The sequence below is a fragment of the Mycobacterium parascrofulaceum ATCC BAA-614 genome (genome assembly GCF_000164135.1).
Taxonomy (GTDB): domain Bacteria; phylum Actinomycetota; class Actinomycetes; order Mycobacteriales; family Mycobacteriaceae; genus Mycobacterium; species Mycobacterium parascrofulaceum.
The window spans coordinates 63383-87748 of record NZ_GG770555.1 but is presented as its reverse complement, the minus strand read 5'-3'; the positions used below and the strand labels follow the sequence as shown (position 1 = coordinate 87748).

At 70.1% G+C, this 24366-nt stretch carries 24 protein-coding genes; 8 read left to right on the top strand and 16 right to left on the bottom strand.

Annotation, left to right across the window (positions count from 1 at the left end; all coding sequences use genetic code 11):
• Nucleotides 1-29 precede the first annotated feature (29 nt).
• Nucleotides 30-692, top strand: coding sequence for a pyridoxamine 5'-phosphate oxidase family protein (locus HMPREF0591_RS16035; protein WP_007169652.1), 663 nt, complete (start codon nucleotides 30-32; stop codon nucleotides 690-692).
• Here HMPREF0591_RS16035 and HMPREF0591_RS16030 read toward each other — a convergent pair.
• The 6 genes from HMPREF0591_RS16030 to HMPREF0591_RS16005 form a co-directional block, all read right to left on the bottom strand.
• Entirely contained in the window at nucleotides 672-1592 is a 921-nt protein-coding gene (locus HMPREF0591_RS16030; RefSeq protein ID WP_007169651.1) for a phosphatase PAP2 family protein, read from the bottom strand. The two genes, HMPREF0591_RS16035 and HMPREF0591_RS16030, sit on opposite strands and share 21 nt — an antisense overlap.
• A gap of 17 nt (nucleotides 1593-1609) precedes the next feature.
• Nucleotides 1610-2893 carry a threonine ammonia-lyase gene (gene ilvA, locus HMPREF0591_RS16025; protein WP_007169650.1) on the bottom strand — a complete coding sequence of 428 codons (1284 nt, stop codon included), beginning with the start codon at nucleotides 2891-2893 and terminating at the stop codon, nucleotides 1610-1612.
• A 38-nt stretch (nucleotides 2894-2931) separates the two neighbouring features.
• Entirely contained in the window at nucleotides 2932-3369 is a 438-nt protein-coding gene (locus HMPREF0591_RS16020; RefSeq protein ID WP_007169649.1) for a nitroreductase family deazaflavin-dependent oxidoreductase, read from the bottom strand.
• 35 nt (nucleotides 3370-3404) lie between these two features.
• Nucleotides 3405-4190 carry a DUF6065 family protein gene (locus HMPREF0591_RS16015; RefSeq protein ID WP_007169648.1) on the bottom strand — a complete coding sequence of 262 codons (786 nt, stop codon included), beginning with the start codon at nucleotides 4188-4190 and terminating at the stop codon, nucleotides 3405-3407.
• Between the two features lie 229 nt (nucleotides 4191-4419).
• A complete protein-coding gene (locus tag HMPREF0591_RS16010; RefSeq protein WP_007169647.1) occupies nucleotides 4420-5604 on the bottom strand; it encodes a PPE family protein in 1185 nt (394 codons plus the stop codon).
• A 236-nt stretch (nucleotides 5605-5840) separates the two neighbouring features.
• Nucleotides 5841-6305: a hypothetical protein gene (locus tag HMPREF0591_RS16005; RefSeq protein ID WP_244268930.1), complete on the bottom strand. Its 465-nt coding sequence runs from the start codon at nucleotides 6303-6305 to the stop codon at nucleotides 5841-5843.
• 261 nt (nucleotides 6306-6566) lie between these two features.
• On the opposite strand from HMPREF0591_RS16005, the gene HMPREF0591_RS16000 reads away from it, so the two are divergent.
• The gene (locus HMPREF0591_RS16000; protein ID WP_007169644.1) at nucleotides 6567-7652 is read left to right on the top strand and encodes a GGDEF domain-containing protein; all 1086 of its coding nucleotides are present in this window, start codon (nucleotides 6567-6569) and stop codon (nucleotides 7650-7652) included.
• A 32-nt stretch (nucleotides 7653-7684) separates the two neighbouring features.
• On the opposite strand, the gene HMPREF0591_RS15995 is transcribed toward HMPREF0591_RS16000, so the two are convergent.
• From HMPREF0591_RS15995 to HMPREF0591_RS15980, 4 genes are read right to left on the bottom strand one after another with little or no spacing between them, the layout of a single operon-like run.
• Nucleotides 7685-9577 carry a lysophospholipid acyltransferase gene (locus HMPREF0591_RS15995; protein WP_007169643.1) on the bottom strand — a complete coding sequence of 631 codons (1893 nt, stop codon included), beginning with the start codon at nucleotides 9575-9577 and terminating at the stop codon, nucleotides 7685-7687.
• Nucleotides 9574-11400 carry a fatty acid--CoA ligase FadD11 gene (gene fadD11, locus HMPREF0591_RS15990; protein WP_007169642.1) on the bottom strand — a complete coding sequence of 609 codons (1827 nt, stop codon included), beginning with the start codon at nucleotides 11398-11400 and terminating at the stop codon, nucleotides 9574-9576. Before fadD11 ends, HMPREF0591_RS15995 begins: the two co-directional genes overlap by 4 nt.
• A 60-nt stretch (nucleotides 11401-11460) precedes the next feature.
• Complete coding sequence (locus tag HMPREF0591_RS15985; RefSeq protein WP_007169641.1) at nucleotides 11461-11934, bottom strand: VOC family protein; 474 nt, start codon at nucleotides 11932-11934, stop codon at nucleotides 11461-11463.
• A gap of 13 nt (nucleotides 11935-11947) precedes the next feature.
• A complete protein-coding gene (locus tag HMPREF0591_RS15980) occupies nucleotides 11948-12328 on the bottom strand; it encodes a helix-turn-helix domain-containing protein (protein ID WP_007169640.1) in 381 nt (126 codons plus the stop codon).
• A gap of 54 nt (nucleotides 12329-12382) precedes the next feature.
• Between HMPREF0591_RS15980 and HMPREF0591_RS15975 the strand changes: the two genes are divergently transcribed.
• Together HMPREF0591_RS15975 and HMPREF0591_RS15970 are read left to right on the top strand one after the other, a co-directional pair.
• Nucleotides 12383-12829 (top strand): PPOX class F420-dependent oxidoreductase, encoded by a 447-nt coding sequence (locus tag HMPREF0591_RS15975; protein ID WP_007169639.1) that lies wholly within the window; start codon nucleotides 12383-12385, stop codon nucleotides 12827-12829.
• On the top strand, nucleotides 12826-13755 hold the full coding sequence (locus HMPREF0591_RS15970; RefSeq protein WP_007169638.1) for an MBL fold metallo-hydrolase: 930 nt from the start codon (nucleotides 12826-12828) through the stop codon (nucleotides 13753-13755). The genes HMPREF0591_RS15975 and HMPREF0591_RS15970 overlap by 4 nt, the downstream gene beginning before the upstream one ends.
• Nucleotides 13756-13831: 76 nt before the next feature.
• Here HMPREF0591_RS15970 and dnaE read toward each other — a convergent pair whose 3' ends face one another.
• From dnaE to HMPREF0591_RS15950, 4 genes are all read right to left on the bottom strand, one after another.
• Nucleotides 13832-17377: a DNA polymerase III subunit alpha gene (gene dnaE, locus HMPREF0591_RS15965; RefSeq protein WP_007169637.1), complete on the bottom strand. Its 3546-nt coding sequence runs from the start codon at nucleotides 17375-17377 to the stop codon at nucleotides 13832-13834.
• Nucleotides 17378-17443: 66 nt separating this feature from the next.
• Entirely contained in the window at nucleotides 17444-17875 is a 432-nt protein-coding gene (locus tag HMPREF0591_RS15960) for a type II toxin-antitoxin system Rv0910 family toxin (RefSeq protein ID WP_007169636.1), read from the bottom strand.
• 108 nt (nucleotides 17876-17983) lie between these two features.
• Nucleotides 17984-18787, bottom strand: coding sequence for an SDR family NAD(P)-dependent oxidoreductase (locus tag HMPREF0591_RS15955; protein WP_007169635.1), 804 nt, complete (start codon nucleotides 18785-18787; stop codon nucleotides 17984-17986).
• Between the two features lie 4 nt (nucleotides 18788-18791).
• Complete coding sequence (locus tag HMPREF0591_RS15950; RefSeq protein ID WP_007169634.1) at nucleotides 18792-19832, bottom strand: SDR family NAD(P)-dependent oxidoreductase; 1041 nt, start codon at nucleotides 19830-19832, stop codon at nucleotides 18792-18794.
• Between the two features lie 285 nt (nucleotides 19833-20117).
• On the opposite strand from HMPREF0591_RS15950, the gene HMPREF0591_RS15945 reads away from it, so the two are divergent.
• From HMPREF0591_RS15945 to HMPREF0591_RS15935, 3 genes are all read left to right on the top strand, one after another.
• Nucleotides 20118-20528, top strand: coding sequence for a group I truncated hemoglobin (locus HMPREF0591_RS15945; protein ID WP_007169633.1), 411 nt, complete (start codon nucleotides 20118-20120; stop codon nucleotides 20526-20528).
• A 112-nt stretch (nucleotides 20529-20640) separates the two neighbouring features.
• Nucleotides 20641-21276 carry a lysozyme inhibitor LprI family protein gene (locus HMPREF0591_RS15940; RefSeq protein ID WP_007169632.1) on the top strand — a complete coding sequence of 212 codons (636 nt, stop codon included), beginning with the start codon at nucleotides 20641-20643 and terminating at the stop codon, nucleotides 21274-21276.
• 21 nt (nucleotides 21277-21297) lie between these two features.
• On the top strand, nucleotides 21298-22059 hold the full coding sequence (locus tag HMPREF0591_RS15935; RefSeq protein ID WP_040623211.1) for a class I SAM-dependent methyltransferase: 762 nt from the start codon (nucleotides 21298-21300) through the stop codon (nucleotides 22057-22059).
• A gap of 76 nt (nucleotides 22060-22135) precedes the next feature.
• Here HMPREF0591_RS15935 and HMPREF0591_RS15930 read toward each other — a convergent pair whose 3' ends face one another.
• Complete coding sequence (locus HMPREF0591_RS15930; protein ID WP_007169630.1) at nucleotides 22136-23062, bottom strand: RluA family pseudouridine synthase; 927 nt, start codon at nucleotides 23060-23062, stop codon at nucleotides 22136-22138.
• Entirely contained in the window at nucleotides 23059-23643 is a 585-nt protein-coding gene (gene lspA, locus HMPREF0591_RS15925; protein ID WP_040623210.1) for a signal peptidase II, read from the bottom strand. The genes HMPREF0591_RS15930 and lspA overlap by 4 nt, the downstream gene beginning before the upstream one ends.
• A gap of 70 nt (nucleotides 23644-23713) precedes the next feature.
• Between lspA and HMPREF0591_RS15920 the strand changes: the two genes are divergently transcribed.
• On the top strand, nucleotides 23714-24366 hold a 653-nt coding region (locus HMPREF0591_RS15920), incomplete at its 3' end, for an asparaginase domain-containing protein (RefSeq protein ID WP_040623208.1).

Sequence of the window (24366 nt, the reverse complement as noted above, 5' to 3'; positions counted from 1 at the left end):
AATTATGTACTAGAGCAAAGGCGGACGCCATGCACACCGGATACGAGCCGACGCCGCGCACCACGCCCACCCGCTACCGGGAGCGCGCGCACTACGACCGCAACACCGTCCACCGCATCCTGGACGAGGCGCTCGTCTGCCACCTGGGCTACCTCAGCGCCGGGCGGCCGGTGGTGCTGCCGACCACCCACGCCCGCCTCGGCGAGACGCTCTACCTGCACGGCTCCACCGGCAGCGGTCCCCTGCTCGCGGCCCGCCAAACGCCGGCGGGGCTGCCGGTGTGCGTGACGGTCACCCTGGTCGACGGTCTGGTGCTGGCGCGCGCCGCCATGCACCACTCGGTCAACTTTCGCTCGGTCGTGGTGCTGGGTGCCGCGCGCGTGGTCGACGACGAGGCGGAGCGGCTGCGGGCGCTGGCCGGCCTGCTCGATCACATCGCACCCGGGCGCGCCGCCGACTGCCGAGCCCCGAATCCGCGCGAGCTGGCCGCCACCGGCGTGCTCGCGCTCGACCTCGCCGAGGTGTCGGCCAAGGTGCGCACCGGCGGCCCGGTGGAAGATCCGGAGGATTGCGCGCTGCCGCACTGGGCGGGGGTGGTGCCGCTGCGCGTGACGGCCGGGGCGCCGGTGCCGGCCGCCGGCCTCGATCCCGCGACGCCGGTGCCGGGGTACCTACTCGGGTGCCGGGCTTGACCCGCCCGGCAGGCCGTGGGCACGCCGGGTGTTGTCCCACCAGGTGCCGACCATAACGACGGTGCCGGCCCAGGCCAGGCCCAGCATCCAGCCCGAGAGCACGTCGCTCGTGTAGTGAACTCCGAGGTAGACGCGCGAGAACCCGATCACAAACGTTGCGCCGATCGCCACGGCCCAGACGGTCACGCGAGCCGTCCACCACGGGATCAGCCAGCGGGTCAGCATCCATGCGGAGATGGCCGTGATCGCGGCGGTGCCGGTCGCGTGGCCGGACGGGAACGAATACCCGTCCGCGTCGATCAGGGCGAACGGAAGGGGCGGGCGCGGACGGCCGACCAGGGCCTTGGCCGTGAACAGCACCAGCGGGACCGCACCACCCCCCACCAGGGCAAGCACCACGGGCCGCCATGACCGGCACCGGCACCCGGCGGCCACGGAGACGGGGAAGGCGAGCGCAGCCAGGAACAGCGGTCCGCCCGCGCGGGTGACCGCCCGCAGGGCGGCGGTCAGCCACAGGTCGCGGCGGGCCGCGATCCACCCGGTCACCGGTTGGTCGATTCCGGCGATGCCGTCGCCCTCGAGCACGTCGTCGAGCACCTCGGTGAAGCCGACCGCCAGCGCCACGACCGTGGCCAGCCCGAGCAGCAATGCGACCCCGGCGACCTCGCCGGCGGCCCAGCGACGGGCCAGCGACCGTCCCCGGTCGCCGATCCGGTCATGAACCCAGGTCAGCGTTTTGCCGACCACGGCCGAGCGGGACACCCGCTCCCAGCGCAACCGCAACCGGGGCCCCCGGCGGGCAATCCACACCGCCGCACACGCCAACAGGGCGAGCGCACCGAGCACGAGGGCGCTGACCGGGCCGAACCCGCCGGTCCCTGGCCCATACTGCTGGTCCATCCACCGCGGCCCGGGGTCTAGAACAGCAGGTAGCGGTACGCCGGTGATCCGGGCTGGAGGCGTTCGACGTGCAGCTCGGTCGCCCGCATCCGGGCCAGCAGGCCGTCCAGGTCGGCCGACGACGCCAACTGGATGCCCACCAGCGCCTCGCCGGTCTCGCGGTTGTTGCGCTTGATGTACTCGAACAGGGTGATGTCGTCGTCGGGGCCCAGCACCTCGTCGAGGAAGCGGCGCAGCGCGCCGGGTTCCTGCGGGAAGTCCACCAGGAAGTAGTGCTTGAGGCCGAGGTGGACCAGCGAGCGCTCGAGCACTTCCCCGTAGCGCGACACGTCGTTGTTGCCGCCCGAGATCAGGCACACGACCGTCGAGCCCGGCTCGATGTCGGCCTCGAGCAGCCCGGCCACCGACAGCGCGCCCGCGGGCTCGGCGATGATGCCCTCGTTCTGGTAGAGGTCCAGCATCGCGGTGCAGACCGCCCCCTCGTCGATCGTGGTGATCGACACCATGTCCCCGGCGGCCGCCAGCGCGGCATAGGTCAGCGTGCCCGCCCGACGCACCGCGGCGCCGTCGACGAACTGGTCCACGTGATCCAGCGTCACCGGCTCCCCTTCGGCCAGCGCGGCCATCATCGCCGCCGCCCCGGCCGGTTCGATGCCCAGCACCGACGTGTTCGTCGTCCGTTCGGCGAGGTAGGTGGTGATGCCGGCGATGCAGCCGCCGCCGCCCACGGGGACCACCACCAGGTCCGGTTCGCTGTCCAGTTGCCCCAGCAACTCGACCGCGATGGTGCCCTGACCGGCGATGGTGCGCGGGTCGTCGTACGGGGGCACCAGCGTGGCGCCGGTGCGTTCGACGTCGGCCAGCGCCGCCTCGGCGGCCAGGTCGTAGGTCGTTCCGCCCACGATCAGCTCGATGAACTCCCGGCCGTGGTAGCGGATTCGGTCCCGCTTCTGTTGCGGGGTCTTGGCGGGCACGTACACGCGGCCGCGCACGCCCAGCGTCCGGCAGGCATAGGCGAAGCCCTGCGCGTGGTTGCCCGCCGACGAGCACACCACGCCGGCGGCCAGCTCCTCATCGGACAGCTGGACCAACAGGTTGTAGGCCCCGCGCAGCTTGTAGGAGCGCACCACCTGCAGGTCTTCGCGCTTGAGGTACACCTGCGCGCCGGTGATCGCGGACAACCGGTCGCTGTAATGCAACGGCGTCGGCGTGACCACCGCGGCGATCCGCTTGGCCGCGCGGTCGATGTCCGCCGCGCACAGCGGCGCGACGCTCGGGCCATGGCTCAATTCGGCGGACACTGATCAATGGTGCCATGCCAGCCGATCAACTCCGGAATTCAGCCGACCGGGGTCAGCACGAACACCGGGATCTGCCGGTCCGTCTTCTGCTGGTATTCGGCGTAGTCCGGCCAGGCCTCGACGGCGCGCTCCCACCACACCGCCTTCTCGTCGCCGAACACCTCGCGCGCGTCGTATTCGCGGGTCGTGCCGCCGTCCTGCAGCTCGACCCGGGGATTTTTGACGACGTTGTGGTACCAGACCGGGTGCTTGGGCGCGCCGCCGAGCGAGGCGACGATCGCGTACTCGCCGTCGTGCTCGACCCGCATCAGCGGGGTCTTGCGCAGCTTGCCGGTCTTGGCCCCGATCGTGGTCAACACGAGGATGGGTTTCCCCTTCATGTCGGTGGCCTCGGTGCCGCCGGATTGCTCGTACTTCTCGGCCTGTTCGCGGGCCCAGTCCCATGGGCTCGGCGCGTATTCCCCTGAAAGTGGCATGCCACCGACTCTAGGCCGCGGCCCAACCGGCGCGGCTACTGCTGCGTCGTGCGTTCCGACGCGACGAACGGACGGAGGTGGATGCGCGTCTGGTGATCGGGCGCCCCGGCCTCGCCGTCGGCGTGCTTGCCCCGCGTGTAGTCGCCCTGCCACGGCACCCGCTCGCCCATCGCGGTGTTGGTCGCGGCCTGCGCCTGCCCCAGCTCGTTGCGCGAACGCAGGAAGAACTCGTGTTTGCGACGCACTTCCTCGTCGGACTCGATCGGCCGGATTTCCGGGGCGAACTCTTCCAGCTCGGCCCGGCGCTGCGGGACGATCATGCAGATCGGCTCGTCGACCTCGAACCGCACCGGCATCAACTTGCGGGTGATCTGCCAGCTCATGCTGAAGCTCGAAGTGGCCCAGTCGGTTTCGACGATTCCCTCCAGCGGGGACACCGCGTCCTTCGGATAGTTGGCCGGACCGCGGACCAGCAGGTTGTAGCCGGGCGGGGTGCGAAACAACATCGGCACATGCCAGGTCAGGATGCCGTGGCCGAAGTGGCTGAACGGCAGGAACTGGTCGGGGTCGCGCCGGTCGGGCGCGATGATCACCCCCATGCTGTCGTCGCCGCCCATCCACGTGGCGGTGAACGCGGACTGATTGCGCAGCTCCCACCCACTCTGGTTGGCGATGAGAATCGGCAGACACCGATTGGGCCAGCCGTTTCGCAACTCCGACATCCACGGCCGGCTGATCGGGGCCGGCGAGATCGGCGGCGCGTTGTCTCCCGTGGTGTACGCGATCAGCGGGCGATTCCGCCCGCCGGGCTCGTCACTCATCGACGCGTCGAGGGTCTGGGTGCTGACGTGCCGACGCCGGTTGCGGCGGCAGGGCTTTCGGCCGGCCCCCCGGCCACGCGGCAAGTGTCATAGTTTCGGGCCCCGACCCGGCGCTCCTCCGTGCAGATGAACGCAGCGCGTTCGATGTCGACCCAGTATAAAACGAACCCTGGACGCCGCCCGTGAGTGCTCACCCCGCCCCGGGCGGCGTCATGCCGGGCCGGCCCCCTCACCCGGCCGCGGGTGAACGAGGGACCACGCTCGCGCGCAGCTCGAACCGGGAAGCGCTGGGACCGCCCACGGCCCGCCCCGCCATGTTCGCCAGCGGCATCAACGGCAGGCCCGCCGGACCGGATCCGGTCATGGCGCTCGGCGGCGTCGCGGTCCACCCGGCACCCGGCGGCGCGGACGTCACCGCGGCGGTGGCGGGCGCGGCCAGCCAGGCGTGCGGGGTCGTCAACGCGCCGATCGACACGCCGCGACCCAGGCCGGCGGAAAACGCGGCGCCGCCACCGATTCCCGGCAGGCCCGCCGCTCCGAGCGCGCGTGCGCCGGCGTCGACCCCGGTGGCCAGCCCCGACGCCGCCTTGGCCGCCGCGACCGGCGCGGTGACCGCCTTCGACGCCGACAGCGCCTGGTTCAGGAAGGTCATCGGGTAAGTCGAAAATTTCGCCGGCCCCGTCAACGAGTTGAACTTGGACATCAACGACGACAGCGACCCGCCCGACGCGCCCGACGAATTGGACGCCGGCGCCGATGCCAGCCCCTGAAGCGCTTGCGGCACAGTGGAAACGAGCTGAGACCCGTTGGCGAGGATCTCCTGGGCGTTGGTGGCGCCCGCCGTTCCGGCTGCCTGCGTCACCGCAACCCCTTGCCGGGCCAGGCCCGCCGCGTCGGTCGTCGCCGACGGCGGGGTGAACGGCGTCAACGTCGCGGCGGCCGCCGACGCGCCGGCGTAGCCGTACATGACGGCCGCGTCCTGGGCCCACATCTGGTCGTATTCGGTCTCGGCGGCGGCGATGGCCGGGCTGTTCTGACCCAACACGTTCGTCGCGATCAGCATCAGCAACTCCGCACGGTTGGCCGCGATCACCGGTGGCGGAACCGTCGCCGCCCACGCCGCCTCGTAGGCCGCGGCGGCGGCACCGGCCTGCGCGGACGCCTGTTCGGCCTGCTCGGCCATCGTGCGCAACCACGCGATGTACGGGGCGGCGGCCCGGGCCATCGACATCGCGGCCGGCCCCAGCCACGCGCCCGTCAGGCTCGATGTCACCGAGCCGTAGCCGGCCGCCGCCGTGTACAGCTCGGTGGCCAGCCCTTCCCAGGCCGCCGCGGCGGCCATCATCGATCCCGAACCCGGACCGCTGTACATGCGCGCCGAGTTGACTTCCGGTGGTAAGGCGCCGTAGTCCATCGCTACTTCTCCTCCCGCGCGAAGGGGTGGGGGGCGTGGAATTGGTCTGGGCGGCGGGTGTATTCAACTGCGTGATGGGACATGACAAAACTCCTCAAGGCTTGCGTTAGCGCCGCCGACAGCCTTCGAACTGCGACGGCAATGACTCGGCGTCTCAAAGAAACGTCGATAAAAGGGACCGGTGCTGGCGCATCGGGCGCCAGGAAGACGCCGGAAACGGCTTACGCGCTAGCCGATCAGCAGCGGGCGATGCAGATGAGATTGAGGAGTTGGTGGCCGGCGAGTGCCCGGATGGGCGACGGGGTGTGCGCCGGATCCGGCCCGGGAGCGTTGATCCCCGCGGTGTTCAGGGAAATCGGGGTGGCCAGCCACCACTGTGGCGGCGCCCCGCGCGACCAGGTCGGTGGCCGGTCGCGCTTGATCCCGGCGGTCTTGAACGACTTCTGATCGGTCGATGTCGGGGCATTTCGCTTCAAATGACTTGCCGGGCCGGCCATGTCGGCATGCGCCCGGGAGAATTCGACGGCGCTCCCGGCGCCAATTGCGTCGTGCGACACGGCGATCGACGGCGGCGAGGCGGGCGCTGCCGCCTGCGAACGCACCGCCCAGCTCCCGACGAGCGCGGCGATCAAGCACAGCACGGCGACGATGGCGACGCCCGGTCGCCATCGTTGAGGCTCAGACGCTGCCCCGCGGCTCACAATGGCCGAATTCTATCAGTCATATCGACTGGTCAACCGCCCCAGAACCTTTGAAGAACATGAGAGCGATGGGAGCGCTGGCGATCCGCCGACTCCCACTGCTTGCCGACCTCCGGGCACTCCGCGAGAACCCGTCGTCGTCGAACGATTCGTCGTCGTAGGCGGCCTGCCGGCGGTCGCGGCCCGACATTCTCAACGGTTCCCGATCCCGGCGGGGATAAGTACCATACAGCCAAAAGCACAGGTTAGGGGCGTCGCGCAATGCACTGGATCGGCGTGTGGTGGCGTCAGCCCGACCACTACGACTGGTTCTCCGACTATCTCGGCGCACGCGGGTTGAAGCCGTTCATCCGCTATCTGATGGTCGGCATCATGGCGATCCTGGGCGCGGCGACACTGCTGATGCTCAGCAGCCCGTCGGGACCGCGGACAACCATGGGGCGCGGCCTGTCCGTGGCGTTTGTCGTCAGCCTGGCGGGCATGGCGCTGGTATGGGCGCGGCGGTGGCCCGGACGCGTTCAATCACAAGTGTTTTCGATAGTGGGCTCGCTCGGGATCGGCACGACGTTCGTGGTCGAGGGCGACCCGCGCAGCGGGATGCTGGGGTGCGCGGCGTTCGGCGGCCTCGCGGGGTACGTCGCGTTTTGCCACTCCGCCCGCCTGCTGGTCTTCATACTCGCCACCGCCTTGGGTGCGGCGGCGGTGTGTGCCGCGCGGATCGCCGAGTCCGGCGACGCGGCAATGGCGGCGGCCAACTTGCTGTTGCTCAGCGCCGGGATCCTGGCAGTGCCCTTCTGCGGACAAGTACTGGTGCACTGGCTGTCGGTGGACGCCCTCAAGTCCTCTACCGATCCGCTCACCGGCTTGCGCAACCGCAGGGGCTTTTATCGAGCGGCATCGCGAATATCGGCCGCCGGCCATCCCTCGTCATGCCTCAGCGTCTTGATGGTCGATCTCGACCGCTTCAAGCGTGTCAACGACACCCACGGTCACGCGACCGGGGACCGCATCTTGGTGGCCGTGGCCGACAACCTGCGGCGCCTCGGCGACGAGGGAACGATCATCGCCCGGGTGGGCGGGGAGGAATTTCTGGTCGCCCAGACGATCGGAACCCAGGAGGCCCTTCGGATGGCGGAGGCCCTGCGCCTCGCCATCGCCGCCACACCCTGGGGCGTGACGGCCAGCGTCGGTGCCAGCAGCTTCCGGCTGCCCGCCGAAGGCGAGACCCTCGACCGACAGCTAATCGAACGCCTGGTACACGCGGCCGACCTGGCGATGTACGAGGCGAAACGTGCCGGCGGGAACCAGGTTCGGCACGCCGAGATGCCGGTACCGCCCACACGCTGAGACGCAACAGCACTTCCCGGCGGGGAGCGCCGCTACCGCATCCCGGCCAGGCCCGCGATCGTGTTGACCCGCCGGACGGCCGCGGCGATCTCGTCGAGGAACTCGCGCCGCCGCTGGGCGACGTCCTGGTCGTCGAAGCCGTCCACCAGCTCACGGTGCCGGGCCAACCGCAGCGCCGTCTTGAACAACTCCATCGACCTCGACTCGGCGCTGGCGATCCGCCGTTGCAGCTCCCACTGCTTACCGACCTCGAGGCACTCGGCGAGAAACGCGTCCTCGTCGAACGATTCGTCGTCGTAGGCGGCCAGCCGGTCGGCGACGATGTGGTAGGCGTCCAGGAAGGGCCGCAACACCAGGTGCGCCAGCAGCAGGTCGGCCTTCTCCAACAGGCCGCGCACGTCGGCCGCCCGGGCCGCCTTGCTGGTGTCTTCCACGCGCCCGATCAGGCGCACCTCGTCGGCGAGCTCCTTCTCGAACTGCGCGCGGGCCGAGAACAGGAACTCGAACTTCAGCAGCTCGCGTAGGCGCAGCGCCTCATCGCGCACCGTCGTCGGCAACACCAGACCGTCCACGTCCGCCTCGGCCTCTTCGATGCCGGCCAGCAGCGCCGTCTCGGCGATCGCGCGGTCGACCACGATGTGAATGGCGGTGTTGCGGTAGAACGCGGCGACCAGGTGCTGGTCGGATCCGATGCCCCAGACCGGTTCCGTCCCGGCGTCGTAGACGCTGACCACCCCCGAGGCGACCAACTGGTGCAGGGTCCAGCGGATGGTCGAGCGGTTGGTCAGGTCCGCGGCGCCGGCCACGCACCAGTTGCGCGCGGCGATGTAGCTCGCCAGCGGCCGCACGGTGGCCAGCACCTCGCTGATGGACAGCGAGCGGTCGGCGCCCAGCAGCGCCAGGCTGACGACCGCGGTCGGGGTGACCGGGGTGGCGCGGTTGATCCGATGCTCGACGTCCAGCGCGATGCGCTCGATCTCGGTTCCCGTGCCGGACTCCTCGGCGCGCAACTCCTCGAGGCGCTTGCGCAGCGGCAGCGGTTCGCCGAAGTCCAGATAGGCGCGGCCGAGCCGCTCCCCCTGCTGTCGCGCCAGCCGGATCAGGAAACGGAAGTCCTCGGGCCGCTTCGTCGCGCCGTAGGCCTCGGTGGTCATCGCCTCGACCTCGTGCAGCTGGTCGTACACGATCGAGGTGGGCACCAAATACACCTCGGGGCCGTCGATTTCGTCGACGGCGTCGCTGATGTAGCGCAGGATTCCGTAGACCGGGGGCCGCAGCTTGCCGGTCCGGGTGCGGCCGCCCTCGATGGACCAGGTGAGGTTGGCGTGGTTCTGCACCAGCTGGGCGGCGTACGCGCGCAGCACGAAGCGGTAGACGGGGATGTCCTTGGTCTGCCGGCGGATGAAGATCGTGCCGGTGCGCTTGGCCCAGGCGCCCATCGGGAAGAAGTTGAGGTTCGCCCCGCCGAAGGTGAGCGCGGGCGAGAGCCGGTTGGCCTGTATCGACTCGGGCAGCAGCAGGCCGTCCAGGTAGGAACGGTGCGAAAACGCAAAGGCCAGCGTCGCTTTGCGATCCAGCCTGCGCAGCTGGGCGATCTGATCCTCGTCGACCAGGATGTCGTAGGCCCGCATCAGCCAGCAGGAAAAGCTGCGCCAGGCGCGGACCGCCCGCTCGTCCAGCGACGGCGCCATCTCCCGCAGGTAGGACGCGGCCTCGGCGCGCACGCTGGACAGGTCGCGCCCGAGCTCTTCGGCCAGCCCTTTCAGCCGCTCGTCATACCAGGGGGCCGCGAGCAGCTGGACGACCTCCGCCGTGTCGGTCGTCAGCGGTGTCGTCGACTCTTCGACAATGCCGGTGCGCTGCAGCAACCTTCGCACACCGACTCGGCCGAGCTCACGGGCGGTCGCCCCCGGTCCCCCGCTCATGCCGGCTGCACCGTCGCGGCCGTCGCGGGCTCGTGCACCTCCGGGTGCAAGTCGGGCGCGTAGAGTTCCTCGATCTCGCGCGCGTACTTCGTCATGATCGGCTTGCGCTTGAGTTTCATGGTCAGCGTGATCTCGTCGCCCCCGGGCTCCCAGAGCGACGGCAGTATCCGGAAGCGCTTGATCTGTTCCACCCGGGACAGTTTGGCGTTGCCGTGGGCCACCCCCGCGGCGATTCGGGCGATCACCTCCGGATGGGACGCCAGCGCCGCGGGCGACGGGTCGTCCAGGCCGTGCCGCGCCGCGTAGGGACCGACGGATTCGGCGTCGAAGACCATCAGCGCGGCGTTGTACGGCCGCCCGTCACCGATCGTGATCATCACGCCGACCATCGGGCATGCGGCCAGGACGGTGTTCTCGATGTTGGCCGGCGACATGTTCTTTCCGGCCGCGTTGATGATCAGTTCCTTCTTGCGGTCGATGATTCTCAGGTAGCCCTCGTCGTCGACCTCGATGATGTCGCCGGTGTGCAGCCAGCCGTCGGCGTCGATGGCGTCGGCGGTCTTGGCGGGCTCCTTGCGGTAGCCCTTCATCACCAGCGGTCCGCGCACCAGGTACTCGCCGTCGTCGGCGACCTTGCCCTCGAGCCCCGGCAGCAGCTTGCCGACGGTGCCCAGGCGCGCGTCGCGGGGATGGCTGACGGCGGCGACGCAGCTCAGCTCCGACATCCCCCAGACCTCGGCGATCGGCACGCCGATGCCGAGGAAGAAGGCCAGCGTCTCCTTCGGGATGGGGGCCGCCCCGGAGACCGCCCAGCGCAGTTCGCCGAAGCCGAGCCGCTCGCGCAGCTTCGACAGCACCAGCTCGTCGGCCTGGGCCCATTCGGCGGCCAGCTCGTCCGGCATCGGCTCGCCGGCCAGCAGGGCGGCGGCACGCCTGCCGGCCACCGACATCGCCCACTGCAACGCCTGGCGCTTGACGTCGTCCGGTTCGTTGGCGACGGCGAATTCTATTCCCGCCCTGAGCTTTTCCCACACGCGCGGCACCCCGCCCCAGACCGTGGGCCGCACGTCGGGAAGCGCGGCGGCGATGGTGCGGATATCGGAGACCACCGTGACCTGGGCGCCGAACACCTCCAGGCCGTAGAGGCCCATCACCCGGTCGGCGATGTGCGCCGTCGGCAGATAGGAGGTGACCCGGTCACCGAACCGCGACGGGAGCACGGCGTCGAGGGCGTACGCCTCGAACAGCAGGTGGGCGTGGGTCATCTCGACGCCCTTGGGGTTTCCGGTGGTTCCGGAGGTGTAGATCAGGGTGACGACGTCGTCGGGCCGCACCGCGCGCCACGTCGCCTCGAAGTCGAAATCGTCACTCGCGGCGGCGTACACGTCGTCCACCGAGAGGGTGCCGGGCGGCGAACCGTCGATGCAGACGATGTGCTCGATGGGTGCGCCGCTGGCGCGGATGCGCTCCACGTACTGCTCCTCGCAGATCACCACCCGGGTGTCCGCGTTGGCGAACAAGTAGGTCAGCTGCTCGGCGGGCAGCGTGTTGTACACCGAAAACGAAGTGGCGCCGAGGTGTTGGGCGCCGATCTCGAAGGGGTAGAACTCGACGCGGTTGGCCATCATCAGCGACACCGTGTCGCCCCGCCCGACCCCCAGGCCGGCCAGGCCCGCGGTGACTCTGCGCACCTGCGCCGCGAGCTCGCTCCACGTCATCGTCTGGGTGTCGCCGGGGCTGCGGAGCGCGACGGCGCCCGGATCGGTCGACGCGGTGCGCTGGAACGCCTCGCAGAGGGTGACCGGGCGCTCGGCTGTCGTCATATGTGTCCTCTCGGCTCTGCCTTCGTGAGCGTACGTCCGCGGTTACCGGCACGGAACCGATCACGCCGGATCCGGGCGCCAGAGCTGCAACGTGCTCGATATGCCGGCGGGCAGCTCCAGCAGCTCGATGGGGGTGCCGTCGGGATCGTAGATGAAGAACATCCGCACCCCGCCGATGTCGACGGGCGGCTCAGCCCGCACGCCGGGATGCCCGCGGCGGACGGCGTCGTAGGCGGCGTCGAGGTCGTCGACCCGGAACGAGACGTTGGTGTAGCCCAGGTGGGGCCCGCGGGGGCACTCGGGGACGGCTCCCAACGACAGCAGCTCGACCATGGCGGCCCCGATCAGACCGCCGACCATTCGGCCGCGCTGCGCGGCCCCGCCGGTCACCGCATCGAGCCCGGCCCCCTCCAGCTGGACGTCGAACACGACGTCCATGCCCAGCACCGCGGTGTAGAACTCGCGCGACGCCTCGATGTCGGAGACCCCGATGCAGATGTGCGAAAAGTTCTGCACGGCAATCGGTTTGGTCATGAATCTCCTTTGCTCAGGCGGGCACCGCGGTATGAATTCCGCACGTGCACGAGTCGATCGACGGACACGTACAGCGCATGCCCCACTCGATCACGGCGCGCGCTTGGGCCAGCGACTCCAGCTGCGCATCGATCTCGGCGAGCTTGGCCTCGGCCAGCGCACGGCTGGCCGGACGGCCGGGGGCGTCGTCGGCGAACAGCAGCTGGATCTCCTCCAGCGCGAAGCCGGCCGACTTGCACAGCCGGATCACCTCGAGCCGGGCCAGCACCGACTCGTCGTAGCGGCGCTGACCGCCCCGCCGTCCCGGCGCCGGCACCAGGCCGATCTGTTCGTAGTACCGCAATGTGGTCGCCGCGACCCCGGCCTGGCGCGCCACCTCGCCGATCGTCAGCATCGGGCCTCCTTCGGCGCTTGACTTAGAGCTAACTCTAAGTCGTTGACTGGGGCGATGCACACACATTCACTCGACGGGCTGCGCGCGGCGCGCTACGCCCTGCTCCGATCGTTCCGCCGCGACGGCACCCCCGTCGACACCCCGATCTGGTTCGGGCTGGACGGCGACGCGCTGGTGTTCCGCACCAAGGTGGGGCCGAAGACCAGGCGGCTGACCTCGCACCCCGGCGTCGAGCTCACGGCGTGCGACCATCGCGGGCGGGTGCGTCCGGGCGCTTCGGCGGTGGCCGGCCGCGCGACGGTCCTTTCCGGCGCCGAGGCCGAGCGGGCCAACCGCGTCCTGCGCGACCGCTATGGCTGGCAGTGGAACATCGTGCCGCTGATCAAGGTCCCGGGTGTCACCAACGTTCACCAAGACCTGTGCGTGCGCGAGAAGCTGGCCCGCGCCCGCGATCGCGGCGTATGGCCCGACAGCGTCATCGTCCGGGTGGAGATGCCATGAGACCCGACCCGGTCCGCTCCCCCACGCTACGCCAATGCTGCTCGGCGGCAACGGGATTGCTCTGGGGCGCGGCACGCCCGAAGCGGCCCGATCAACGGTTCCTGCGCAGCGTCGCCGACGCGGGATTGCCGACGCCCCGGCGCACCGTGACGGTGACCGCGCTGCCCCAGGTGCCGCGCTCGGTGCCGACCGCGGCGATCGTCGAGGGCACGTTCACGCCGGCCCGTGTCGACAACGCGATGACCTCATTCGTCGTCCGCCATCCGGAGGCGACGTTCATCGTCGACCCGGCGGTGTGCCGTGACGTCGAGCGCCGCGCGATCGCCCAGCTCCCCGCGGTGCTGCGCGTCGCGGTCCGCCCGCCCGCCGACACCGTGCCCACGATCACGGCCCTGCACCAGCTGCCGGAGCCGCCGGCGCTGGACTTCGCCCTGCCGACGCACGCGCACTGGGACCATGTGTCCGGCCTGCTGGACCTGCCGGGCCTGCCCGTGCACCTGCACCGCACCGAGCGGGACTGGATCGGTTCCGGTCCCGTCGCTCCGGTCGGCGGCGTCCGCGATTCGCTGCGCGACCGGCCCGTGGTGGACTACGAGCTGGACGGCCCGTCCGTGCTCACCTTCACCCGCAGCCACGACGTGTTCGGCGACGGCTCGGTGCTGCTGGTCGACCTCGCCGGACACACCCCGGGCAGCGTCGGGGTCCTCGCCCACACCGGGGACGGGTGGGTCCTGATCGCGGGCGACGCGGCCTGGCACCGGTTGCAGATCGAGAAGGTACGCCAAAAATCAAGCTATCCAGGGGTTCTCGTGGACGAGGACCGCGGCGAAGCCTTCAAGACGTTGCCGCGACTGCACCTGGCGCGGCACGTTGTGACGATCGTTCCCACCCACGACCATGAGGCGGCGCTGGGCCTGTCCGCCTAGCCGCCCCGCGAGGGTGCGGCTGGCCGCGCACTCCGCCTCGAGTGTGCGGTTGGCCGCGCACCGGGCTTCCAGCGAACTAGCTGCCCAGGCAGCCGGGGCCGAGCAGCTCCTTGAGGTCGCCCATCAGCGCCGGCGAGGGCGTCACCCGCAGCGAGGCGTCCAGCTCCAGGGTGGTGATCCGGTCCCCGCTGATGAGCCGCAGGTGCACCTGGGAGGTGCCGGGGTGCCGGGCCAGCACCTGCTTGAGCGCGCTGACCTTGTCGATGGTGCACTGCCGGGTGGGCAGGCTGACCGCGATCGGCCGGTTCGGCTGGGCGTTGGAAAAGTCCGGCACCACAAGCTCATTGGCGATCAGGCTGATGCGGTCGTCGCGGATGGCCACCTTGGCGTTGATCAGCACCACCGTGTCGTCGGCGATGTCGGCGCCGTAGGTGGAATAGGCGTGGGGGAAGAACATCACCTCGATGCCGCCGGTGAGGTCCTCCAGTTGTGCGGAGGCCCACGGCATTCCGTTTTTGTTGACGCGCCGGTTGACCGACGCCAGGATGCCGCCGACCCGCACCTGGCTCTCGTTGGGGACGTCGCCGTCGAGAATGGCTGGGATCTGGGTGTCGGTCTGCGCGGCCAGCAGGTGCGCCACGCCGTTGAGCGGGTGCCCCGACACGTACAGGCCGAGCATCTCGCGCTCAAGGGCCAGCTTGTGCTTGTCTTCCCACTCGTCCTCGGGGACCTTGATGGTGAAGACGGAGTCGGTGCAGCCGGCCTCGCCATCGGAGCCGCCGAACAGGTCGAACTGCCCTATCGCCTCGGCCTTCTTGGTGCCCAGCACCGAATCGACGGCGTCGGTGTGCACCAGGAACAGGCCCTTGCGGGCATGGCTCAGCGAATCGAACGCGCCCGCCTTGATCAGCGACTCGGTGACCTTCTTGTTGCACGCCGAGATGTCGATCTTGTTGAGGTAGTCCGAGAAGTCGGTGAACTTGCCCTTCTCGTTGCGGGTCTTGATCAGCGAGCCGACCACGTTGGCGCCGACGTTGCGCACCGCGCCCAGCCCGAACCGGATGTCCTGGCCCACCGAGGCGAAGTTCACCAGGGACTCGTTGACGTCCGGCGGCAGGACGGTGATGCCGAGCTTGCGGCAGTCGGCCAGGTAGACCGCGGCCTTGTCCTTGTCGTCGCCCACCGAGGTCAACAGGCCGGCCATGTATTCGGCCGGATAGTTGGCCTTGAGGTAGGCGGTCCAGTAGGACACCAGGCCGTAGCCGGCGGCGTGCGACTTGTTGAACGCATACCCGGCGAAGGGAAGGATGGTGTCCCACAACGCCTTCACCGCCTTTTCGGAGAAGCCGTTGGCGGTCATGCCCTCCTGGAAGCCCTTGTACTCCGCCTCGAGCACCTCGAGCTTCTTCTTGCCCATGGCCTTGCGCAGCGCGTCGGCCTTGCCCATCGTGTAGGAGGCGACCTTCTGGGCGATGAACATGATCTGCTCTTGGTAGACGATCAGACCGTAAGTCTCCGAGAGGATCTCGCGCAGCGGCTCCTCGAGCTCGGGGTGGATCGGCTTGATCGCCTGCCGGTTGTTCTTGCGGTCGGCGTAGTCGTTGTGGGCGTTCATGCCCATCGGGCCGGGGCGGTACAGCGCCAGCACGGCGACGATGTCGTTGAACTCGGTGGGCTGCATGCGGCGCAGCAGGTCGCGCATCGGCCCGCCGTCGAGCTGGAACACCCCCAGGGTGTCGCCGCGGCCCAGCAACTCGTAGGTGGGCTCGTCGTCCAGCGGCACCGATTCCAGGTCGAGGTCGACCCCCCGGTTCGCCTTGATGTTCTCCAGGGCGTCGCCGATGATCGTCAGGTTGCGCAGGCCCAGGAAGTCCATCTTCAGCAGGCCGATGGCCTCGCACGACGGATAGTCCCAGCCGGTGATGATGGCGCCGTCCTGCGGCCGCTTCCACAGCGGGATGGCCTCGGTCAGCGGCTCGCTGCTCATGATCACGGCGCAGGCGTGCACGCCGGCGTTGCGGATCAGACCCTCCAGCCCGCGCGCGGTCTGATAGATGGTGCGGACATCGGGGTCGGTCTCGATCAGGCCGCGCACCTCGGCGGCCTCCTTGTACCGCTCGTGCTCCGGGTCGGTGATGCCCGACAGCGGGATGTCCTTGGCCATGATCGGCGGCGGCAACGCCTTGGTGATCCGGTCGGCGATGGCGAAGCCGGGCTGCCCGTAGTGGATTCGCGCCGAATCCTTCAGCGCCGCTTTGGTTTTGATGGTGCCGAAGGTGATGACCTGGGCCACCCGGTCCTGGCCCCACTTGTCGGCGGCGTAGCGCACCATCTCGCCGCGCCGCCGGTCGTCGAAGTCGATGTCGATGTCGGGCGCCGACGGGCGTTCCGGGTTGAGGAACCGCTCGAACAGCAGGCCGTGCGGAATGGGGTCGATGTTGGTGATGCCCAGCGCGTAGGCCACCAGCGACCCGGCCGCCGAACCGCGGCCGGGCCCCACCCGGATGTCGACCGAGCGCGCGTAGTTGATCAGGTCGGCGACGATCAGGAAGTAGGACGGGAAGCCCTTGTCGCAGATGACCTTGATCTCGTACTCGGCCCGGTCGATGTAGTCCTGGCCGACGCCGGACGGGAAACGCCGCCGCAGTCCCGCCATCACCTCGTGGTGCAGCCAGGACGCCTGGTCATGCCCCTCGGGCACCGGGAAGATCGGCATCCGGTCGCGCTGCGCCCACACGTCGTCGTAGGGCTGCACCCGCTCGGCGATCAACAGGGTCGAGTCGCACGCGCCGGGAATCTGGTCGTCCCAGAGCCGGCGCATCTCGGCCGCCGACTTCAGGTAGTAGCCGTCGCCGTCGAACTTGAACCGGTTGGGGTCCGAAAGCGTCTTGCCGGTCTGCACGCACAGCAGCGCCTCGTGGTTGTGGGCGGCGTCGCGCGTGACGTAGTGGCAGTCGTTGGTCGCCAGCGGCGGGATGCCGAGCTTGCGGCCGATTTCTAGCAGGCCCTCGCGGACCCGCTGCTCGATGGACAGCCCGTGGTCCATCAGCTCGAGGAAGTAGTTGTCGGCGCCGAAGATCTCGCGCCACTTGGCGGCCGACTCCAGCGCCTCGCGGTCGTGCCCCAACCGCAACCGGGTCTGCACCTCACCCGACGGGCACCCGGTGGTGGCGATGATGCCCTCGGCGTGCTCGGCGATCAGCTCGGCGTCCATCCGCGACCACTTGCCCAGCTGGCCCTCGAACGAGGCCAGCGAGGACAGCTTGAACAGGTTGCGCAGCCCGGTCGCGTTCTCGGCCACCATCGTCAGGTGGGTGTAGGAGCCGCTGCCCGAGACGTCGTCCGACTTCTGGCCGGGGTCACCCCATTGGATGCGGCGGGTGTCGAAGCGCGAACCGGGCGCGATGTACGCCTCGACGCCGATGATCGGCTTGATCCCGGCCTTGGTCGCCGCGTTGTAGAACTCGCTGGCGCCGAACATGTTTCCGTGGTCGGTCATCCCGACAGCGGGCATCCCCAGCCGCTCCACCTCGGCCAGCATCGGCGTGATCTTCGCGGCCCCGTCCAGCATCGAGTACTCGGTGTGGTTATGCAGGTGCACGAACGACGACGACTGGTTCATAGGGACGCCAGTCTATGACCGAGGACCGACGGGTTTCGGGCGTGTCGCGAAGTGTGTCGAGCCGTTTTATCCGTACAGCTCGACGAAGTTCTGCAACGACTTCTGCACGTCGCCCTTGACGGCCCGCGCCGCCGCCGAACCGACCGGCCCGAACAGCGGACGCCCACCCAGCTCGAGCCGCAGGCCCAGCGTCGATCCCTCTTCGGCGGCCTGTACGGAGAGCGTGACGGCGTACTTGGCGCCGCCCTTGCCGGACCCCGACAGCGCCACCTGATGGGGCGGGTCCCACGTCGTGACCGTCCACGTCACGCGGTTGCGGAAGCCCTTGGCCCGGGCCACGCCCACCACCTGGGCGCCCTCGCCGAGTTCGTCGGGCAGGTCGCTGCGCCACCCCTCGTGCATCACCAGCCAGTCACCCAGGTCCGACAGGTCGGAGACGCGGTCCCACATCTCCTGCGGGCTCATCGGTACGTCGGCGGTCAGGTCAACTGCGGCCACGCGATTCCTCCTTGCTCCCCGGTGAATGCCACGCTGGCGTGACACTCGATGCTCAATGCCACGCTGGCGTGACACTCGCCAGCGGGGGGTGCCCCAGCCCAGCGAAACTCAGCGGTTGGGTCCCCCGCGGAACCGGTTGCCGATCCGGATGCCGGGCAGCAGCAGGCTGCGCGGCACGAACCGGCCGCCGGTGCTCACGACCTTGGGTACGACGCCGGGCACCACGGAGCGCCTGCCGGCCAGCATCCCGGCGATCGCCGCCTCGGCGACGTCGCGCGGCGACACCTGCGCGATGGGGATGCTGAACCGCTCGGCGTTGGCGATCTCGGCCCACTCGGTCGGCACCGGCCCCGGGCACAAACACGTGACCGAGACCCCCGTTCCGTGCAGCTCCTCGTGCACGGCTTCGGAGAACGTCTGCACGAAGGCCTTGGTCGCCGAGTAGACCGCCATGTAGGGCACCGGCTGAAAGCCGGCGATGGACGCGATGTTCATCACCGCGCCGGCGCCGCGCTCGATCATGCCGGGCAGGGCCGCGTGGGTGAGCTCCATCAGCGCCAGCGCGTTGAGGGTGACCTCCTCGCTTTCGCGTTCCAGCGGCAGCTCGTGGAAGACGCCGCTGGTGCCGAACCCGGCGCTGTTGCACAGCCCGGCGATCGGCTCGGCGCGCAGCCGGTCCGCCAGCTTCGCGCGGCCGTTCGGGTCGCCGAGGTCCAGCGGCAGCACCTCGACGGCCACGGAGTACTCCTGGCCCACCTCGGTGGCGAGTTCGTCGAGGCGCTCCCGGCGCCGCGCGACCAGCAGCAGCGGGAAGCCGCGGCGGGCCAGCCCGCGGGCCAGTTCGGCGCCGATGCCGGACGAGGCGCCGGTGATGACGACGGTGGTCGCGATGTCGGGTTTCGGAAGGCTCATGATGTCACCAATGTATCCCGCGCGTCGCCCGCACAAACGTCTCGCTGCGTTTGTCGAATTGCGGTGATTCGCTTGGCGATTCGTCGCCCTTGGCGGCTTCCGAGTCGCCGAACATGGCGAACGCGCGGTTGCGCACCCGGTCCATCACCGCCGGGTTCACGGCGTCGGCGACGGCGGCGAACTGCCCGAACGGCGAGCTGGCCCGCCGGGGCCGGTGCACGATCGCGTCGGCGATCACCCCGGCCGCCTGGTCCGGCGTCAACGCCGGGAACTTGTCGTAGAGCGTGGTCGGGCTGATCATCGGCGTGCGGACCAGGGCCATGTGCACCGTGGTGAACTTGACGCCGTCGTTGACGGTTTCGGCCTGGAGCGAATCGCACAGGCTGTCCAGGGCCGCCTTGCTGGCGATATAGGCGCCGAACCGCGGGGCGCGGGTCTGCACGCCGACCGAGGAGACGTTGACGATGTGCCCGAACCCGCGGTCCCGCATGCCCGGGATGAATTTCAGGATGAGCTGCACGGCGCCCAGGTAGTTCAGCTGCATCGTCCGCTGGTAGTCGTGAATCCGGTCGTAGGACAGCTCCAGCGAGCGCCGAATCGAGCGCCCCGCGTTGTTGATCAGGATGTCGACCCCGCCCAGGTCGCCCAGCACCTGATCGGCCATCGCGGCGATCGCGTCCATGTCGGACAGGTCGCACGGGTAGACGTGGGCGGTGCCGCCGTTGCCTTCGATCTCGGCGGCGACTTTCTCCAGGTTCTCCCGGGTCCGCGCGACCAGCACCACCGTGCCGCCCGCTTCCGCGATCCGCTTGGCGGCGGCCTCGCCGATGCCCGACGATCCCCCCGTGATCAGGACGGTCCTGCCCGCGACGGCCTCGTCCAGCGTGCGGCCCTGCACCGCGTCCAGCAGGTTTCTCAGATAGAACGGGCGGTAGCGTCCCGCGGAGTTGGGGGTGTTGACGAGGTGGGACACCGCCGCGATCGGCTTCTCCACCAAATTCGCGAGCGGCTTTTCGACCAGGTTCGTGATGTCACCCAGATTCATCGGCTTTCGCTCCTGATGATGTCGGCCCCCCGACCGCAACCGGCCTGCCCGTTGACCACGACCGCCTTGTGGGGCTGTGTGAATGATGTGACGCGAGTCATTAAGCCAACCTAAGACATCACCGGCCCGGCCCGATGCGGATTTCGGGCATGTAAAGCGGGGCGCGCGTCTCACGCCTGCGCGGACGCGGCCGTCAGGAATGGGCAATCCGCTTGTTACGCAAAGACATCCGCGTGAGATGGCGAACTAACGGCCAGGCAACGCCGAAATGTTCCAATCGGGATTATGAAAATTCTGGCGCGCTTCCGCAGACCGCAACCGGTCGCCGTCTACGACCGGATCGGCGGGCGCGAGGCGATCGAAGTCGTGGTCGAGGACTTCTACGCCCGCGTGCTTGCCGACGACCAACTTTGCGGCTTCTTCACCGGAACCAACATGAACCGCCTCAAGGGCAAGCAGGTGGAGTTCTTCGCCGCCGCCCTCGGCGGGCCGGAGCCCTACACCGGCGCGCCGATGCGGCAGGTGCACCGGGGCCGCGGGATCACCATGCACCACTTCAACCTGGTGGCCGGCCACCTGTCCGACGCGCTCGCCGCGGCCGGCGTGCCGTCGGGAACCGTGACCGAGATCATCGGGGCGATCGCGCCGCTGGCACCCGAGATCGCGACGGGCGAGCCCAACACGGCCACGGTCTGATCCGTTCACCGAGAGTGCAGTGGCGGCTGTGGTGGTGGCAGCCACCACGACCCTGGCGGCAATCTCGGCGTGTCGCGCCCGGGGCGCGGGCCACAACCGGTAGTCAGCAGGTATGCGACTGCTCGCCCTCATCGTCGCCGCCCTGGCGCTGGGCGCCTGCGGCGCGAAGACCGCCCCGCCGCCGGCCGCCACCACCACGACGACCACCACCAGCACCGCCCCTGCCCCGTCCACCGCGGCGGCGCTCGACTGCGGCAAACCCGCCAACGCCGCCCAGCAACTGGTGTGCGGCGAACCCCACCTGACCGACCTCGACCACCGCCTGCAGGCCGCCTACCAGCAGGCGCTGGCCCGGCCCGGCGCGGACCAGGCCGCGCTGACGGCCGCGCAGAACACCTGGGCGGCCGCCCGCGACGGCTGCGCGCAGAACCCGCAACCGGGCACCTGCCTGGCCGAGGCCTACCAGACGCGGCTGGTCGAGCTGGCCATCGCCGACCCCGGCACCCTGAGCCCGCCCCTCGTCACCTACCAGTGCCCCGCCGACGCCGGGCCGCTGACCGCGCAGTTCTACAACGAATTCGACCCGCCTGCGGCGGTGCTCAACTGGAAGGGCAACCAGGAGATCCTGTTCCAGGAGCCGTCCGGCAGCGGCGCCCGGTACGGCCGGCAGGGCTCCGAGTACTGGGAGCACCAGGGCGAGGTCAAGCTCGACTTGAACGGCACCACGCTCGTCTGCCGGGCACCGTGACCGGCGCCTAGCATGCTCGGCATGGGTCGCACATTCGACGACCTCGTCGCCGAGGCCGACGCGGCACCCGTCGAGGGGTGGGATTTCTCCTGGCTGGACGGGCGCGCCACCGAAGAACGCCCGTCGTGGGGTTACCAGCGTCAGATGAGCCGACGGCTGGCGAACGTGTCGGCCGCCTGCGACCTCGACACCGGCGGCGGCGAGGTGCTCGACGGCGCCGAGACGTTTCCGCCGACGATGGCCGCGACGGAATCCTGGCCGCCCAACGCCGCGCTGGCCACCCAGCGCCTGCACCCCCGCGGCGCGGTGGTGGTGGTGACCGGGGGCGAGCCGCGGCTACCGTTCGCCGACGCGGCGTTCGACTTGGTGACCAGCCGCCACCCGATCGAGGTGCGCTGGCCCGAGATCGCCCGGGTGCTGCGGCCCGGCGGCACCTACTTCGCCCAGCAGATCGGGCCCGCGACGATGGCCGAACTGGTCGAATACTTCATCGGGCCCCAGCCGCAGAAATGGGCGGAGCTGCACCCCGACGTTCAGCGCGCCCGGGCCGAGGCCGCCGGGATGGACGTCGTCGATATGCGGATGGAGCGGATGCGGGCCGAGTTCTTCGACGTCGGCGCCGTTATCTACTTCCTGCGCAAGGTGATTTGGACGGTCCCGGACTTCACGGTCGACGCCTACCGGGAGCGGCTGCGGGCACTGCACCAGCGCATCGAGGCCGACGGTCCGTTCGTCGCGCACTCGGTCCGGCTCCTGGTCGAGGCGCGCAAGCCGGCTGAGTGATCGCAAGCGCGGCGAAGCCGGGCGCTGGGGGCACCCCCAGCGAAGCTTGGGGGACGGGTCACGACCATCAGACTGATCAGCCCTCGGCGCGCAGCACGTCGAGCGCGTGCTGCAGGTCCGCCGGATAGGGGCTGACGATCTCCATCCGCCTGCCGTCGGCCGGATGGGCGAACGACAGCGACCGGGCGTGCAGCCATTGCCGTTCCAGCCCAAGCCTTTTCGCCAGTTTCGGGTCCGCCCCGTAGACCAGGTCACCGCAGCACGGGTGGTGCAGCGCCGAGAAGTGCACCCGGATCTGGTGTGTCCGACCGGTTTCCAGGTGCACGTCGAGCAAACTGGCCGCGGTGAAGGCCTCGATGGTGTCGTAATGGGTGAGGCTGTGCCGGCCGTTGGTCGTGACCGCGAACTTCCACTCGCCGCCGCGGTGCCGCCCGATCGGCGCGTCGATCGTCCCGCTCGACGGGTCCGGATGTCCCTGCACCAGCGCGTGATAGCGCTTGTCGACCGTGCGCTGCTTGAACGCCCGCTTGAGCACGGTGTAGGCGCGCTCGGACAGCGCCACCACCATCACCCCGGAGGTGCCGACGTCGAGCCGGTGCACGATGCCCTGCCGCTCGGGCACGCCGGACGTGGTGATCCGGTAGCCGGCGGCGGCCAGCCCGCCGAGCACCGTCGGCCCGGTCCAGCCCACCGACGCGTGCGCGGCCACCGCGGCCGGCTTGTCGACCGCAACGATGTCCTCGTCGGAGTACAGGATCGTCATGCCCTCGATGTCGACGGGGGTGTTCTCCACCGGCGGCGGCGCCTCGGGCAGGCGCACCTGCAGCCACGCGCCGCCGGTGAGCCGGTCGGACTTGCCGGCCTGCACTCCGTCCAGTTCCACGCCGCCGTCTTCGGCGATGGCGGCGGCGGCGCTGCGGGACAGCCCCAGCAGGCGCGCCAGCCCCGCGTCCACGCGCATGCCCGCCAGCCCCTCGGGGACCGGCATGGAACGGTCGGTCATCGGCCCCGGTCGGCCTTCCGCCTGCCCACGGTGTCGAAGTCGTAGCCGAAGATCGACAACACCACCAGCAGGATGGCGCCGCCGACCACGGAGGGGTCGGCGACGTTGAACACCGGCCACCAGCCGACCGACAGGAAGTCCACGACGTGGCCGCGCAGCGGGCCGGGCGCCCGGAAGAAGCGGTCGACCAGGTTGCCCATGGCGCCGCCCAGGATCATGCCCAGCCCGACCGCCCACCACGGCGACACCAGCCGGCGCCCCATCCAGAAGATGCCGACCACCACGCCGGTCGCGATCAGTGTGAGCACCCAGGTGTAGCCGGTCGCCATCGAGAACGCGGCCCCGGAATTGCGCACCAGCGTCCAGGTCACCGTGTCGCCGATGATGGGCACCGGTTGCCCGGGTGGCAGGAGTTTGACCGCGAGCACCTTGGTGACGATGTCCAGGGCCAGGACGATCGCCGCGACCGACAGCAACAGCCGCAGCCGCCGCGGCGGCCGCCGCGGGCCGGTGGCCGCGCCGCCCTCGGCGTGGTCGGTGGAGGTCGCGGGCTCGGTGGATCGGGTGGGTTCCTCGGGCACTCTCACATCATCCCCCACCGCGGACGCGGGCCGGCCGGTGTTCATGGTTGGCGTGCGCGATGATCTCCCCATGGGCCGGCTCACCGTCATCGCCACCGGAGGCACGATATCGACCGGCACCGGCGCGGACGGCGTGCACCGGCCCGCGTACGGGGCGGCCGAGCTGGCCGCCGGGCTCGACGTCGACGTGGTCGACGTGTTGGCGCTGGACAGTTCCCGGCTGGTGCCGGCCGACTGGGACCGGATCCGCGGCGCGGTGCGGGCGGCGGTCGACGGCGGCGCCGACGGTGTGGTGGTCACCCACGGCACCGACACCATGGAGGAGAGCGCGCTGTGGCTCGAGCTCACCCACGCCGGGGACGTCCCGGTGGTGCTGACCGGCGCGATGCGCGGCGCGGACGCCCCGGATGCCGACGGCCCGGCCAACCTGCGCGCGGCGCTGGCGGTGGCGGGCAGCCCCGCCGCCCGCGGCCTGGGGGTGCTGGTGTGTTTCGCCGGCCGGGTGCTGCAGCCGTTGGGTCTGAACAAGGTGGCGACCGACGACCTGAGCGGCTTCGCCGGTGAGCTGATCGGCACCGTGAACGGCGGTGTCACGCTGGCCGGCTCCAAGACGCGGCCGCAGCTGGGGGATCTGAGCGCGGCGCGGGCGCCGCGCGTCGACATCGTCGCCGCGTACCTGGGCAGCGACGGCGTGGCCCTGGACGCGTGCGTGGCCGCCGGGGC